The 14,003-nt window shown below is 47.5% G+C and carries 15 protein-coding genes; 3 read left to right on the forward strand and 12 right to left on the reverse strand.

What is annotated here, in order from left to right:
• Positions 1 to 144: 144 nt before the first annotated feature.
• The 12 genes from RTR76_RS18675 to RTR76_RS18730 all read right to left on the reverse strand — a co-directional run bounded on the left by RTR76_RS18675 (position 145) and on the right by RTR76_RS18730 (position 11,199).
• Positions 145 to 504, reverse strand: coding sequence for a rod-binding protein (locus RTR76_RS18675; RefSeq protein ID WP_312523737.1), 360 nt, complete (start codon positions 502 to 504; stop codon positions 145 to 147).
• Between the two features lie 36 nt (positions 505 to 540).
• Complete coding sequence (locus RTR76_RS18680) at positions 541 to 1,656, reverse strand: flagellar basal body P-ring protein FlgI (protein WP_312523739.1); 1,116 nt, start codon at positions 1,654 to 1,656, stop codon at positions 541 to 543.
• 45 nt (positions 1,657 to 1,701) lie between these two features.
• Entirely contained in the window at positions 1,702 to 2,301 is a 600-nt protein-coding gene (locus RTR76_RS18685) for a flagellar basal body L-ring protein FlgH (protein WP_312523741.1), read from the reverse strand.
• An 11-nt stretch (positions 2,302 to 2,312) separates the two neighbouring features.
• Positions 2,313 to 3,284: a flagellar basal body P-ring formation chaperone FlgA gene (gene flgA / locus RTR76_RS18690; RefSeq protein ID WP_312523743.1), complete on the reverse strand. Its 972-nt coding sequence runs from the start codon at positions 3,282 to 3,284 to the stop codon at positions 2,313 to 2,315.
• A gap of 13 nt (positions 3,285 to 3,297) precedes the next feature.
• Complete coding sequence (gene flgG, locus RTR76_RS18695; RefSeq protein WP_312523745.1) at positions 3,298 to 4,080, reverse strand: flagellar basal-body rod protein FlgG; 783 nt, start codon at positions 4,078 to 4,080, stop codon at positions 3,298 to 3,300.
• A gap of 558 nt (positions 4,081 to 4,638) precedes the next feature.
• Positions 4,639 to 5,385, reverse strand: a complete 747-nt coding sequence (gene flgF, locus RTR76_RS18700; RefSeq protein ID WP_312523747.1) for a flagellar basal-body rod protein FlgF — start codon at positions 5,383 to 5,385, stop codon at positions 4,639 to 4,641.
• A 31-nt stretch (positions 5,386 to 5,416) separates the two neighbouring features.
• On the reverse strand, positions 5,417 to 6,445 hold the full coding sequence (locus RTR76_RS18705; RefSeq protein ID WP_312523749.1) for a rod shape-determining protein: 1,029 nt from the start codon (positions 6,443 to 6,445) through the stop codon (positions 5,417 to 5,419).
• A gap of 157 nt (positions 6,446 to 6,602) precedes the next feature.
• Positions 6,603 to 6,869 carry a sporulation transcriptional regulator SpoIIID gene (gene spoIIID, locus RTR76_RS18710; protein WP_132083228.1) on the reverse strand — a complete coding sequence of 89 codons (267 nt, stop codon included), beginning with the start codon at positions 6,867 to 6,869 and terminating at the stop codon, positions 6,603 to 6,605.
• A 203-nt stretch (positions 6,870 to 7,072) separates the two neighbouring features.
• Positions 7,073 to 7,891 (reverse strand): peptidoglycan DD-metalloendopeptidase family protein, encoded by an 819-nt coding sequence (locus tag RTR76_RS18715; protein ID WP_312523751.1) that lies wholly within the window; start codon positions 7,889 to 7,891, stop codon positions 7,073 to 7,075.
• A gap of 67 nt (positions 7,892 to 7,958) precedes the next feature.
• Complete coding sequence (spoIID, locus tag RTR76_RS18720) at positions 7,959 to 8,960, reverse strand: stage II sporulation protein D (RefSeq protein WP_312523752.1); 1,002 nt, start codon at positions 8,958 to 8,960, stop codon at positions 7,959 to 7,961.
• Positions 8,961 to 9,121: 161 nt separating this feature from the next.
• Complete coding sequence (gene murA / locus RTR76_RS18725) at positions 9,122 to 10,375, reverse strand: UDP-N-acetylglucosamine 1-carboxyvinyltransferase (RefSeq protein ID WP_312523754.1); 1,254 nt, start codon at positions 10,373 to 10,375, stop codon at positions 9,122 to 9,124.
• 62 nt (positions 10,376 to 10,437) lie between these two features.
• Positions 10,438 to 11,199, reverse strand: coding sequence for a YwmB family TATA-box binding protein (locus tag RTR76_RS18730; protein WP_312523756.1), 762 nt, complete (start codon positions 11,197 to 11,199; stop codon positions 10,438 to 10,440).
• A gap of 225 nt (positions 11,200 to 11,424) precedes the next feature.
• Here RTR76_RS18730 and rfbB point away from each other — a divergent pair, with 225 nt between their 5' ends.
• From rfbB to rfbC, 3 genes are read left to right on the forward strand one after another with little or no spacing between them, the layout of a single operon-like run.
• The gene (rfbB, locus tag RTR76_RS18735; RefSeq protein WP_312523758.1) at positions 11,425 to 12,486 is read left to right on the forward strand and encodes a dTDP-glucose 4,6-dehydratase; all 1,062 of its coding nucleotides are present in this window, start codon (positions 11,425 to 11,427) and stop codon (positions 12,484 to 12,486) included.
• Between the two features lie 18 nt (positions 12,487 to 12,504).
• A complete protein-coding gene (gene rfbA / locus RTR76_RS18740; RefSeq protein WP_312523759.1) occupies positions 12,505 to 13,383 on the forward strand; it encodes a glucose-1-phosphate thymidylyltransferase RfbA in 879 nt (292 codons plus the stop codon).
• Positions 13,384 to 13,441: 58 nt separating this feature from the next.
• Entirely contained in the window at positions 13,442 to 14,002 is a 561-nt protein-coding gene (gene rfbC / locus RTR76_RS18745; protein WP_312523761.1) for a dTDP-4-dehydrorhamnose 3,5-epimerase, read from the forward strand.
• Position 14,003: the final 1 nt, after the last annotated feature.

A 14,003-nucleotide genomic window follows, 5' to 3' on the forward strand; every position in this document is an offset into this window, starting at 1 on the left:
CCCCATTCCCCTCGTCCCCATTGCCGACAAGCTTAGGCCGTCGAGAAGGCTCCAGCTGCTAGGCGGAGCGAGGACGTGAGCGAAGACAGTACAGCGGCGGTACGGCAAGCGAACGCCCGCAGCGACAACAACGCAGATGGGGCCTTATCGGCGGCCGTTCTGGTTCTGAGAAAGTTGGCGGTAGATCATATCAGCGATCCCAATCCCCCCCGCCTGAGCCATGTTCTTACTTAACTCACCATCAAGCATGGATTGCATAATATCTGTTTTGGAATTATCACCCATCAAAGTAACTTTAGGCACAGTTGACCGCATTTGTGTCAACATGTAGTTCAGAAAAACAGACTCCATCTCTTTGCAGGTAGCGCGCAGTTTCTGATCATCCTTATCAGATGGAAGCTGCTTTGCTGCGGACTCGAGTTTAGCGGCAAAATCAGTATTTGTCGCTTTGCTTACTGCCGCATTATTTGCGAGATTTCCACTGCCCAATCCATTTATTTGCATAACAATCACCTATTTTCATGAGATACACTGTTGAAACTAGATCAGCTGCAGTTCGGCATGCAATGCGCCTGCTGCTTTCATTGCCTGTAGGATAGCAATAATATCGCGCGGTGTGGCTCCTACGGCGTTGAGCGCATTTACAACATCACCCACTTTGGAGGATGCCGGCAGTACAATTAAGCTGCCTTTTTGTTCTTCTACAGAAACATTCTTATTTTCTGTCACGACTGTTGAACCATAAGAGAACGGTGATGGTTGAGATACTTCTTTACTGCTGGTTATCGTAACCGTGAGACTGCCCTGAGCAACTGCAACTTCATCAATGGTCACGTTGGAGCCCAAAACGACAGTTCCAGTACGTTCGTTAATCACAATTTTGGCTATTGCGTCAGGTGTTACAGCCAGTTCTTCCAGCGAAGCAACAAAACCGACTACGTTATTAAAGTATGCACCAGGCACATTGACAACTACCGTGCCTGGATCACGGGCGTAAGCACCTGATCCAAAACGATAATTGAGTGCATCGGCAATCCGGCTGGCTGTCGTAAAATCAGGCTGATTTAGGGCCAGCATGACGGTATTGCCATCACTGAACTGTGTGGGCACTTCCCGCTCAACAATAGCCCCTCCGGGGATACTGCCGGCTGTGGGGAAATTCTTCTGGCGGCTGCTGCCGCCCGAGCCAAGCGAAAATCCGCCTACTGATAACGGCCCCTGACCAACAGCATAAACTGCCCCGTTAGCCGCTTGCAGCGGCGTCTGCAGCAATGTCCCTCCCTGCAGGCTTTTGGCATCACCCATTGAGGATATGGTAATATCAATCGTGTCTCCTGGCTTCACAAAGGGAGGCAGTTGGGCAGTAACCATGACAGCCGCAACATTTTTCAGCTGCATTTGAGGAGAGTTTACCGTAAGACCAAATGTTTTCAGCATGTTGGAGAGCGCCTGGTTGGTAAATACCATTTTATTCGTATCACCGCTGCCGGCAAGACCAACTACTAGTCCATAGCCAATAAGCTGATTATTACGCACCCCTTGTACTTTCGCCACATCTTTAATACGCGACGTAGCTGCGATAGGTGCGGCAAAAGCGGTTACTGACATCCCGACCAGCAGTGTGCAGGCAAGCAGGAAAGTTAAGCTCTTTTTCATATGTCCTCCGCTCTAACTCTTGGAGTAATAGGTAGCTGTTACTATCTAAAACAGGAAGTTGAAAATTTGGGTCAATATACCTTGCTTCTGTTTACCAGCAATTGGGCCCTTTCCATCAATCCGGATTTGGGCATCTGCCACATAACTGGAAAGAATCGTATTATCCGAAGTCAGATCTTCCGGCCGGATAACACCAGTGACGGTAATTTTTTGTTCTTCACCGTTTTGATTGATATTTTGTGTGCCGGTAATCACCATATTACCATTTGGTCTAATTTCCGTTACTGTCGTAGTTAGTTTCGCACTTACTCTGTTCGTATTTGTAAGCGAGCCATTGGCTTTGAAGCTGTCAGACTGTCCGGCACTAGCGTCGCCAATGAATTTAAATATTCCTACCCCTGCGTTCATTTCAGTACTAGAGGATTTCGTATTACTCGCATTGCCACTGCGGGAAGCGCTGGAGGTTTCATTAATAATTATAGTAACAACATCACCCACCGCGCGGGCCTTATGGTCCATAAACAAACTGGAAGCAGATGCGGTATCACTCCATAGTGACTGGGCTGCTACAGGATTAGCGGTAATGAACAGTACCAGTCCTAAACCCAACACAAGACAACCCAGCCTGTTTATCAGGTTATTCATGAGGGTCACCTTCACTTTCCATTATATGTTGCAACCAGTACAGTAGTATTGTCCACTACCCTGGCAGCGATAATACGACGAGAGTTTACATTTTGCACCCGGATAAGCTGATCTTTAATGCCATCCTGCAAGGCTTGTCCATTAACGGTTACCTCAATATCTCCCATGCGGGCAACGATAGTAACCGCACTGCCTCGTGCAATCAGGACCGGTTTTTCAAGCAGCTGACTGGTGATAACCGTCCCTTGCATGATGAGCCGGCGGCTTTGAAGGCCGATGACTTGATCACTGTCTGTTATGTATCCGGCTGCCAAACGACCAATATCAGCCCGTTCAAACCGTATGCTGTCTGCCGTGAGCATCTCCCGTCCGCTAATAGCACGGGCGGCTACGGCAACTTGCTGATACAGTTTGACCGCAAGACGTACCGGCACAGAACTGTAGCGCTGCCCATCAACAAAGATACTTACATAGGCAGTAGTAAATCCCGTAAAGCGAACTCCTCCCGGAATCTCAGCAACAACTTGCACCGTCCCCAGCGGAACATGTACATTAGCCGGGATAACCGCAGGGACAATAGTTAGTTCACCAACGATTCCCGTCAGCTTGCTGTGTACAGCCTCCGTAGCCCTATCAGTAAGATATTGTCCACTAACAACCTGCGATTCAGTCATTACCGATATCGTTTGAGAAATTTGCCAGACAACACCACTCAAATCAGCACCGGTTGCCGCCAGTCGGGTTCCCAGCAACTCCTTGGTCAATACAGTACTGCTGCCGGGAGCCGGAGCATAGCCGAGCTGCAACCGGGACAGTTGTTCAATGCGCCCCGGTTCTTCACCTGTAATGGTCGCAATCTCACCTAGTGTGATATACGGTCCTTTAACAACGGCTTTATCATTAACTGTGATAGTAAGCGGTCCGGCAAAAGCGGGGACGGCGAAACACCAAACAAAAAGGAACGCCAGCCACAGCTTTTTCATACATTCACCTATTCTATCGTTTCAAATTAGCAGCCTGACCAAGCATTTCATCGGCTGTTGTAATTGCTTTGGAATTGGTTTCATAAGCACGCTGGGCAACTATCATGTTGACCATTTCATCGACTACCTGAACATTAGACATTTCCAGGTACTTGTGAGCGAGCGTTCCTGCACCGTCAGTTCCCGGATTCGTCACCATTGGAACTCCTGAAGCTTCTGTTTCTTTCAGCAGGTTGCGCCCAATGCTTTCCAGACCTGAGGGATTAATAAACCGGGCCAGCGTAATTTCCCCCAAATCCTGCTGTCCTGCGGTGGTAGTAGCTGTTACCCGGCCTTCAGAAGAGACCGTAAAATCAGTAGCCTCCTGTGGAATGGTGACCTGCGGTTCCAGCAAGTAGCCATCCGAAGTACACATACGGCCCTGGGAATCTTTTTTAAACGCACCGTCACGGGTAAACGCGATTGTGCCGTCAGGCATTGTAATTTGGAAGAAGCCATCTCCTTCAATCGCCACATCAAGCGAGTTGCCTGTTGCCTGGAAGTTGCCCTGTGTATAAATTTTCTGAGTAGCAACCTGGCGAACACCATGTCCCATTTGCAAACCTGTAGGGATTTGCGTATCCTGACCGGATGCGGCGCCAGCCTGGCGGATTGTTTGATACATTAAATCCTGAAAATCAAGGCGAGTCTTTTTAAAACCCGTCGTATTCACGTTTGCCAGGTTATTGGAAATATTGTCGATATTGCCTTGCTGAGCAACCATTCCGGTGCTAGCAGTCCATAATGCACGCATCATACAGTTTGTTTCCCCCTCTTTATCACGGGTCTGCCTCTGTCGGTCAGCAGCCCTGGGCCTCTAAAAAAGTCCGGCCCTCTACACAATTGTTATCGTAATAACAGCAAAAAAAATTAAGTAAAAAATGAAAAACAGGATCATAGTCCCGGTTATTATGTATAGTCAAATCTCTATTCCGTTGTACACCCCACCAGGGGAACTTATCACATCTAAATGCCAGGAAGCCAAAAATGAGATTGCCGCGTCGCTGCGCTCCTCGCAATGACAGTGAAGTTGAGCTCCCATTAGCCTAACTTAGCTGTGCACCCCGCAGGGGGAGCTTTACACCACCAGCGGCGATGAGCCCCGTCCCCCTCGCCTCATGCCTACAAGCTCAGGCCGTCGAGAAGGTTCCAGCTGCTAGGCGGGGGCGAAGAGACGAGTGAAGACAGTACATTTGTACGGCAAGCTCGCCTCTTCGCCCCCAAATGCAAAGTTCTTGGCACTTTAGTGCCTTAGAACTTTGGCTTACCCCTTGCGGGTACAACGCAGATGGTGCCTTATCGGCGGCCGCCCCTTCTAGGTGCGGCCGACTTCGTTTACAGCCTTATCCAACAACTGATCATGAGCCTGTACCGTTTTAGCATTTACTTCATATGCCCGGTATCCAGTAATGAGATTTACCATTTCAGCAACTACATTGACATTAGATTGCTCCAGCATGCCTTGCTCAACCCGGCTGCCTGACGGTGCTGCCTGAGCACCATTTGCATTATACAGGCTGTCGCCTTCTTTGAACAGCTGCTTTTCATTGGCAAATTCAACAATACTGAGCTGCCCGGACTCAACGCCATCAAGCATTACCCGGCCATCAGGCGAAACAGTAAGATTCGATGCCGCATTATTCACAGTAATCGGTCCAGCTGTACCCATAACCGGATTACCGTCCTGCGTAACGATTTGGCCCTGCGCATTTTTTGTAAAGGTACCATTTTTGGTATACCTCACTCCGGCAGGAGTTTGAACCGCAAAGTAGCCGTTGCCGTCAATTGCCAAATCAAGTGCATTGCCGGTCTGGCGCATCATACCGGTCGAGTGGATAGTGGCAATTTCGTCTACCATTGCCCCTACTCCCAGCGAACCGATAGAAGGAGCGGCGGCCCCGTCATTAATACGGTAAATGAGCATACTTGCAAAATCTTTAGTAATAGCTACATCTTTTTTATAGCCCGCTGTGTTTACATTAGCCAGGTTGTTGGCAATAGTATCGGTACGAGCTGATTCGGCCAGCATTCCCGATGCCGCCGTGTATATGCCTCTGATCATATGTAACCCCTCTTCAGCGAATTTTGATTATTTAACCGGCAATCGTGCCTTTTCTCAAGGTAGTCAACGAATCCTGCAGCATTTCCATCGCATCAAGAGCTTTTCCTGTACCAAGGGCGACGCAGGACAACGGATCTTCAGCCAAATAGGTAGGAATACCTGTTTCCTGATTAATCAAGCGATCCAGGCCGTGAATCAATGAACCACCGCCAGTCATCACTATTCCCCTGTCAACAATATCCGCCGCTAATTCCGGTGGCGTTTTTTCCAAAACAGATTTAACGCAGTCTACAATGAGCGAAATAGGTTCTGCCAGTGCTTCCCGGGTTTCTGCAGACGTTATACGTACTGTTTTAGGTAAGCCTGAGACTAAATCACGTCCGCGAATTTCCATAGTTTCATTCCGCCCGGTAGGAAAAGCGGTACCTACTGTAATTTTAATTTCTTCTGCCGTCCGTTCGCCAATTAAGACATTGTGTTCTTTTTTAACATACCGGACAAGTGCTTCGTCAAATTTGTCGCCGCCAATACGCAGCGATTCACTCACAACAATTCCGCCCAAACTTAAGACGGCAACGTCGGTGGTTCCGCCGCCAATATCGACAACCATAGAGCCACAGGCTTCGGAAATGACCAGTCCTGCTCCTAATGCAGCTGCCAGCGGTTCTTCGATCAGGAACGTTTTTCTCGCTCCAGCCTGCATCGCCGCTTCCAGTACCGCCCTTTTCTCAACTGTGGTCACTCCAGAGGGAATGCAGATCATAATACGAGGTTTAAAGAAGAAGTTTTTCCCAGCCACTTTTTGAATAAAATGGCGCAGCATACTTTCGGTAGTGTCATAATCAGCAATGACGCCTTCCCGCAAAGGACGAATGGCGATGATGTTGCCCGGAGTTCGGCCTAACATGCGCCGTGCTTCTTCACCAATAGCCAGAATGCGGTTGCTGTCCCGGTCTATAGCGACAACGGACGGCTCCCGCAGCACAATACCCTTCCCTTTTATGTATACTAAAACGTTCGCAGTTCCTAAATCGACTCCGATATCCATCGAACCAAACATGTTGAATCCCCTTTCAAACGCATTGGCTTGTCCTATTCACCTTCAGAAAAAACAGCCCTATATGATGCAAGAAAGCCATCGTTTTCAAAGCAGCATAAAGAAGGCTATAGAGCCAATTATAACTAATTGTAAATTCTACATGCTTAGTAAAAGTCCTTTATTCTTCTTCATTTTCTTTTGTATCTTTGTACTTTTTGCGAGTAGCTTCTCCACCGCGAATGTGCCGTTCAGCCTTATTTAATTCCAGTACGTGACGCACCCTTTGCGCCAGTCTTTTGTTAATGGTGGGAAGTCGTTCAATCATATCTTTGTGTACGGTACTTTTGCTTACACCGAATACGGTAGCTGCCTGTCGGACGGTATGTTTGCTTTCCAAAATATGGTTGCAAATGTCCAATACCCGCTTGCGGATATAGTCTTTCATTCTTCCCCGTTCCCCCTCGCCCTTTTTGTCTTGCTACCATGTATATGCGGACAAAAACAAAAAATGCGTGCCTTTTTACGAGCTTTTTCCTAAAACTCCAGCGTCATTAGAGTCACTTAGAGCCTTACTTTATCTGGAGTTTAGAGGAAAACGGGAAAGAAAAAATGCGTACAGGCTGTACGCATTCACCTAGTAAAATTTTATTATTTTAAAAATTCTTGCGGATGAATATACTCTCCTTGCTTTTTAACCGCAAAATGAAGATGTAGGAAAGGCTCACTCGCACATTCGCCCACTACGCCGATAACATCACCGCTGTGAACCGTCTGCCCAGCCTTCACAGAAACTGCTGAAAGCGAGCCGTAATAGAGCGTATAGCTGCCGCTTTCCATTACCAGCATCAATCCTAACTGATTATCAGTCATGACATTTACAATTCGCCCGCTAGCAGCAGCCCGCACAGGCTGTCCAGGTGTTCCGGCAATGTCTATGCCGGTATGAAAACGCCAGTCCTGATATACTGCGTGGTGCAGCCAGCCAAAATCGGCAACAATTGCCCCGTTCAGAGGCTGACGGCGAGTATCCTGTACAAGGGCTGCCTCGACTGCAGGAGTAGAAGGTGTTAGAGGTTGTTCCACTGCTTGTCCAACTTTAGGTACAGACGCGGACTGTTTCACCGGCGGTACCGGTAAAGAAGCCGCTGTTTCAGGCAATGCGGGAGCGGATACTGCCGGTTGCTCAACCTGCAGCCGCTGCTCCGTAAGCTGCTGCTTATCAGCCAGTGGCGGCAGCGGCCTTATATTTTGGCTAAGAGCGGAAACTACAGCAAACGTAAGTCCTGCCGACAGTAGCAATAAGCCTGCTGCTGCATATATAGGCTTTCTGATCTTTCTTACTTCATGCAACCGATGCCCGAACTGATAAAGAAAATTTACTAATCCAGGTTTGAGTCCCACTTGTCCGAGAGTCTGACGGCGAAAATAAGTTCTCAAATCGCTAAAGGGCCCTGGTCTGCCAGGCATAAATATCACCTCGCTACCTAGTATGCCCACAATTTACCAGCGGTAAACGGTTAGCCCCTGCGCGTCCTTACGTCCCGTGAACATTCTTTAGTGCTACTCCCGTGTAATAGTAAGTTAATATCTGCCGGAAATCGCGGCCTTCTTTTGCCAGACCATTAGCACCATACTGGCACAATCCCACACCATGGCCATAGCCTGTCGTATGAAAAATCATTTTGTCACCCTTCACATCTACGGAAAAGTCGGTTGAACGCAATTCGAGCTTTTCCCTCAATTCTGCACCGGTAAACGTTTTATTACCTACCCGAACTTTTGCAACCCGTCCCGAAGCGGTATGGTCAATAATCTGAGCTATGGCACTACTGCCGTTTTGCGCTGCTGCCATAACGCCGGCATCCGCTCCTAAACGGCTTTCAAGATCACTTAAGGCCCATTCTTTTGTCTCCTGATAGCGAGGAGATTTTTGATCCCATTGACAGGCCACACTTTGCAAATACGGATAATCAAAGCCCCAGACCTCCCTGGCACTGGCTGTTTGACCACCACTGGTGGAATGGAAAACCGCATTAATCGGCTCACCGCTAAACGTAAGAATCAGTCCTCTTGTCCCCTCAACGGCCTGACTTATTTTTTTCCAATAGTCATCAGCTTTAAACGGTCCCCATCGTTGCTTTGCCTGCGCTTCGCTCGTCCAAGCCTGACTTTCTCGGTGATCGGTACTAACATCTGCTCCAGGGCGGCTGGCTAAACCAGGTCCGCCAAAAAAAACCATATTTTTCACTGCATATGTCCGGGCTGCAACCGCTTGTGCTTTTAATGCTTCCAAGTCGAACTCGGCAGGCATTTCAGCAGCAAGCACTCCCTTTATATAATCTTCCAGGCTCATCTCAAATATTTGATTTGTTTCATGCATGTAGACCTTTATCGGTATATCTTCCCCCTTATGTACTGCCACACTACGCATTTCCTTCCCTGTTCCGGAAGGTCCCAAACTGCGTACTACCAACGTTGGGATAATAATCACAACCAGTATTACAAGAACTACGGAAAGTAACGTTACCTGCCTCACGCCCGCCCCTCCTTTATAATTGGTACATGTGTATGCAGGTAACAGCTTGTCTTATGCTAGAAAAACGGGACATTCTCTTTGTGTCAGCGAAACCGTCCCCATGACATAAAATAAAAACAGGAACACAATTGTGCTCCTGTTAAGATATTCATAATTTCAGTTTACTTGACCCGAAGGATATTTGCTCCTAGTCCTTGCAATTTTGCCACCAGGTTATCATAGCCGCGATCAATGTGGTGAAGATAGCCTATTTCGGTTTGTCCGTCGGCGACTAGTCCAGCCAGTACCAAGGCAGCTCCCGCTCTCAAGTCGGTGGCTTTCACCGGGCATCCCAGCAAACGGGCCGAGCCTTCCACGACAGCACTGCGGCCTTCAATTTTAATGTTGGCACCCATTCTCTTGAGCTCGTCCACATGCATAAAACGATTTTCAAATACGGTTTCCGTAACAACACTTGTACCGCGGGCTATTGTTGTAAGGGCCATAAATTGAGCCTGCATATCGGTCGGAAAACCAGGATAGGGCAGTGTTTTGATATCAACAGACCGTAGGGTACCTGTACCGGTTACCCGTACACCATCGGTATCTTCTTCAATTTTGACGCCTGCTTCTTTCAATTTAGCTACTACCGGCTTCAAATGCTCGGTTAGAGCGTTTTCAATATACACATCGCCATCTGTCATTGCCGCCGCCACCATATAGGTGCCTGCTTCAATCCGGTCAGGAATGACGGTATGGGTACAGCCGCGCAGTTCATCGGCTCCCTCAATGCGGATGACATTCGTCCCGGCGCCACGAATACGAGCCCCCATTGCATTAAGGAAGTTCGCTAAATCAACGATTTCCGGTTCTTCGGCAGGATTCTCCAAAATAGTCTGTCCTTTTGCCATAGAAGCGGCCATAAGAATATTCTCGGTAGCTCCTACACTGGGAAAATCAAGATAAATTCTGGCTCCTGTAAGTCCTTGCGGTGCACGGGCCTCTACATAGCCATGGCCTAACTCAATTTGGGCACCTAATGCTTCAAAGCCTTTTAAGTGCAGGTCAATTGGTCTTGTGCCGATAGCACAGCCACCAGGCAAAGAAATCTTAGCTCTTCCCCGCCGCGCCAGAAGTGGGCCCATAACCAAAAAAGAGGCTCGCATTTTGCGTACCAGCTCATATGGTGCTTCGCAGCTGGTTATATTGGTACTATCAATCACCAGGGCATCTTCATCATAAGCGACAGACACACCCAAATGCTCAATTACTTCCGAAATGGTACGTACATCTTCGAGGTTAGGAGCTTCCAGCAGCCTGCTCGGCGTTGACCCTAATAACGATGCTGCGATGATTGGCAGCACAGCATTTTTGGCACCGCTGACCTTAACCGTACCTGTTAGCTTTTTTCCCCCAGTAATAATTAATTTTTCCAAAGGTGGTTCCTCCCAAAGAATAGCTGCAATTCCCTTAACAGCCTAAACTTAGCTTACTAGTATCAGTATTCCTGTGTAATAACCGGCGAACCAATAAGAATATAAGTGCGATTGTCTGTAAGGCTGTAGCGTACTGCCATATTCACATTCATTTCTTTACCATTGACATGAAGAATCTCTGCCAGAAGCGGTGAATATCCGCTCATGCTTAAGTAGTGAGAATCGCTAACCGTATCTTGCACAGAAGCATTGATCGCGGAAAAAGCATTATTAAGCCGGATATGGTATTGTCCATCATCTAGTCTACCATTAATCCAACCTACCAGGCAAGTAGATATACGCGGAGTTCCGTTATTAGCAGTAATAAATGTCCTAATTTTTTCTTCCCATCCCTGCTGAACCTGATTGGCTGCCGCCTCAATGTTAACAACCAGGTATACTTCAGGCTGTTTATTTCTTTCAGATGGGTATAAAATCTGCGCAACAACAGCTCCACGAAACTGCTCTTTTTTTGCATCAGCGCGTATGAGCCGGTGATGCTCAGAAGAACTGCTGCTAATTGTTACATCTTCCACAGGAATATTCAATTGCTCCATGCCAGCCCGGACAACATTGATCAACTGCTCATCTGTTCTATCAGCCCAAGGTAAAATTGCCCAGCCGTGCAGCGTAAGTTGTTCTGTATTTGCTCCCGCTGCCTCCATTGCCGCTGTCAGCGGCTCCACTGCCACTGTGGTGACAGTAGTGCTGTAACTCCTACTAACCAGCATAACTGCCAGTACGAAAAACGGCAATAAAACCAAGGCATATTTAGTTGTACGCATTTCCTCACCCTCAACTTTACAAAATATATACAATCTCATTGTTGCCAGTTTTCAGATCAGTTATGCGAAAAGCAATTGGAAAGAAGCTGTCCCAAATTGTTTTGGGCAGCTTTTTTTATAAAAACGGTTCTAACGTATTATACGGAAAATAAAATTGTAATAGTGCCCAAGATCGAATAAGGAGTATCGTTTTTAAACCGGTATACCGGGCTGAAGGAGGTCATCATGAAAACATTTATTATTACTGGCGGAGCCGGTTTTATTGGTAGTAATTTTGTTCGTTTTCTGTTAAAGCAGCGCGAGGATGTGCAATTAGTCATTTTAGATAAGCTTACCTATGCCGGTAATTTGACTTCGCTTGCCGGATTGGCAGTCAATCCCAGATTTACGTTTGTTCACGGCGATATCTGCGATGCAGATTTAGTATCAAAACTATTTGCCTCCTATCAGCCCACTGCAGTTGTCCACTTTGCAGCAGAGTCTCATGTAGATCGCTCCATTGATGCTCCTGCAGCGTTTATTCGCACAAACATTAATGGCACCTTTACCCTGCTGGAAGCCGTCCGCCGTTATCTGGATAAACCGGAAAGGGCAAAAGACGATTTCCGGTTTCTTCATGTGTCGACGGATGAAGTCTATGGCTCTTTAGGCCCGGACGGCTTCTTTACAGAAGAAACTCCCTACGCGCCAAACTCTCCTTATTCAGCCTCCAAAGCCTCTTCCGATCATCTTGTGAGGGCCTATCACCATACTTACGGATTACCTGTGTTGATGACTAATTGCTCAAATAACTACGGTCCTTATCAGTTTCCGGAAAAGCTAATCCCCTTAATGCTTTGCCGTGCTTTAAAAGATGAGCCTCTCCCTGTATACGGCAAGGGGCAGAATGTACGGGACTGGTTATATGTAGAAGACCATTGCAGAGCTGTCTTAACGGTACTGGAAAAAGGAAAAGTGGGCGAAAAGTACAATATCGGCGGCCATAATGAAAAAACCAATCTAGAAATTGTCCATGCGCTGTGCAGTATATTGGATAACAAAAGTCCCAAAGCGAACGGCAATGCCTATCACGAGCAAATCGTGTTTGTAAAAGACCGTCCTGGCCATGATCTGCGTTATGCAATTGATGCCTCCAAGGTACAAAACGAGCTGGGCTGGATTCCTGAAGAAACATTTGAAACAGGGTTAGTCAAAACAGTGGACTGGTATTTAGCTAATCAGAATTGGTGCAGGCAGATTGAGAATGGCAGCTATAGGCAGGCATGGCTGGCAATACAAAAAAACTAAAATTGCGGAGAAAAGATAATGGCGATAAGAAAAGGAATCATTCTGGCCGGCGGATCAGGTTCCCGGCTGTACCCGATTACTCAGTCTGTCAGCAAGCAACTGCTGCCGGTTTATGATAAGCCGATGATTTATTATCCGCTGACGACGCTAATGCTGGCCGGCATTCAGGATATATTGGTCATTACAACTCCCCGGGAGCAAGCGTGTTTTCAGCAGTTGTTAGGGACCGGCAGCCAATGGGGCCTTAACTTGTCCTATGCGGCTCAGCCGAATCCAGATGGGCTGGCCCAGGCATTTTTAATTGGTGAGCACTTCATTGCCGGTGAGGGCTGTGCATTAGTATTAGGCGATAATATCTTTTACGGCTATGGGTTTAGTGAAAAGCTGCAAACAGCAGCACAGGGTACCCTAGGGGCGACTGTTTTTGCCTATTGGGTAAAAGATCCTGAACGGTATGGCGTAGTAGAGCTTGATTCCTCCGGTCAGGCGGTCAGTCTGGAAGAAAAGCCGGAACAGCCCAATTCTCATTATGCGGTTACCGGCCTGTATTTTTATGACCATCAGGTGGTTGATCTGGCTAAGACGATTACCCCTTCTGCCAGAGGCGAACTGGAGATTACTGATTTAAACCGGTTATATCTGGAACAGCAAACGCTGCGGGTAAAAACCCTCGGAAGAGGTTACGCCTGGCTGGATACGGGAACGTACGATTCTCTTCTCCAGGCCTCCAACTATATTGCGACCCTTCAGGAACGGCAAGGCTTGATGGTGGCCTGCCCCGAAGAAATCGCCTATCGCAGGGGATATATTTCACAAAATGATTTGCTGGAAATAGGCAGTAAAATGAAGAAAAACAGCTATGGTCAGTATCTGCTCGATTTAATTCTAGAAGCTTAGTCACAGCAAGCTCCTCAGGCGTAAATGACTTTTACTGTTAAACGAGGAGGGTAAAAGCGTGATTGTCATCGAAACAAACCTGCCGGAAGTTTTGATTATTGAACCAAAAGTTTTTGGTGATACCAGAGGATATTTTTTTGAAACCTGGCAGCAGAGCCGGTATGAGGAAATCGGCATAACTGAGAATTTTGTCCAGGATAATGTCTCTTTTTCGTCACGTGGAGTGTTGCGGGGCTTGCATTATCAACATCCTCATTCACAGGGAAAACTGGTTTCCGTACTGCAGGGAGAGGTTTTTGATGTAGCGGTGGATATTCGGATTGGCTCCCCCAGCTTCGGCCAATGGGCCGGTGTGGTTCTCTCAGAAGCCAATCACCGTCAATTGTGGGTGCCCCCCGGTTTTGCCCATGGTTTTTGCGTAACCAGTGAGTTTGCTTATTTCAGTTACAAGTGTACGAATCTATATACGCCCCAGGCTGAGGGAGGAATTATTTGGAATGATCCTGATATTGGCATTGCCTGGCCGCTAAAGGACGTAGTTCTGTCAGCCAAGGACTGCGTATATACCAGACTGAAAGCTGTGGCTGCAGATAAGCTGCCCATCTTCAAGGAGCGATAGT

Source organism: Anaerospora sp., from assembly GCF_032013335.1.
Classification (GTDB): domain Bacteria; phylum Bacillota; class Negativicutes; order Sporomusales; family DSM-15969; genus Anaerospora.

Bases quoted from the DNA above. Each gene is read 5' to 3' on its own strand.
- rfbB (WP_312523758.1), top strand. From the start codon at position 11,425: ATGAAAACATTTATTATTACTGGCGGAGCCGGTTTTATTGGTAGTAAT.
- flgA (WP_312523743.1), bottom strand. From the start codon at position 3,284: ATGAAAAAGCTGTGGCTGGCGTTCCTTTTTGTTTGGTGTTTCGCCGTC.
- RTR76_RS18715 (WP_312523751.1), bottom strand. From the start codon at position 7,891: ATGCCTGGCAGACCAGGGCCCTTTAGCGATTTGAGAACTTATTTTCGC.
- spoIIID (WP_132083228.1), bottom strand. From the start codon at position 6,869: ATGAAAGACTATATCCGCAAGCGGGTATTGGACATTTGCAACCATATT.
- RTR76_RS18680 (WP_312523739.1), bottom strand. From the start codon at position 1,656: ATGAAAAAGAGCTTAACTTTCCTGCTTGCCTGCACACTGCTGGTCGGG.
- rfbA (WP_312523759.1), top strand. From the start codon at position 12,505: ATGGCGATAAGAAAAGGAATCATTCTGGCCGGCGGATCAGGTTCCCGG.
- RTR76_RS18675 (WP_312523737.1), bottom strand. From the start codon at position 504: ATGCAAATAAATGGATTGGGCAGTGGAAATCTCGCAAATAATGCGGCA.
- RTR76_RS18730 (WP_312523756.1), bottom strand. From the start codon at position 11,199: ATGCGTACAACTAAATATGCCTTGGTTTTATTGCCGTTTTTCGTACTG.
- flgG (WP_312523745.1), bottom strand. From the start codon at position 4,080: ATGATGCGTGCATTATGGACTGCTAGCACCGGAATGGTTGCTCAGCAA.
- RTR76_RS18705 (WP_312523749.1), bottom strand. From the start codon at position 6,445: ATGTTTGGTTCGATGGATATCGGAGTCGATTTAGGAACTGCGAACGTT.
- flgF (WP_312523747.1), bottom strand. From the start codon at position 5,385: ATGATCAGAGGCATATACACGGCGGCATCGGGAATGCTGGCCGAATCA.
- RTR76_RS18685 (WP_312523741.1), bottom strand. From the start codon at position 2,301: ATGAATAACCTGATAAACAGGCTGGGTTGTCTTGTGTTGGGTTTAGGA.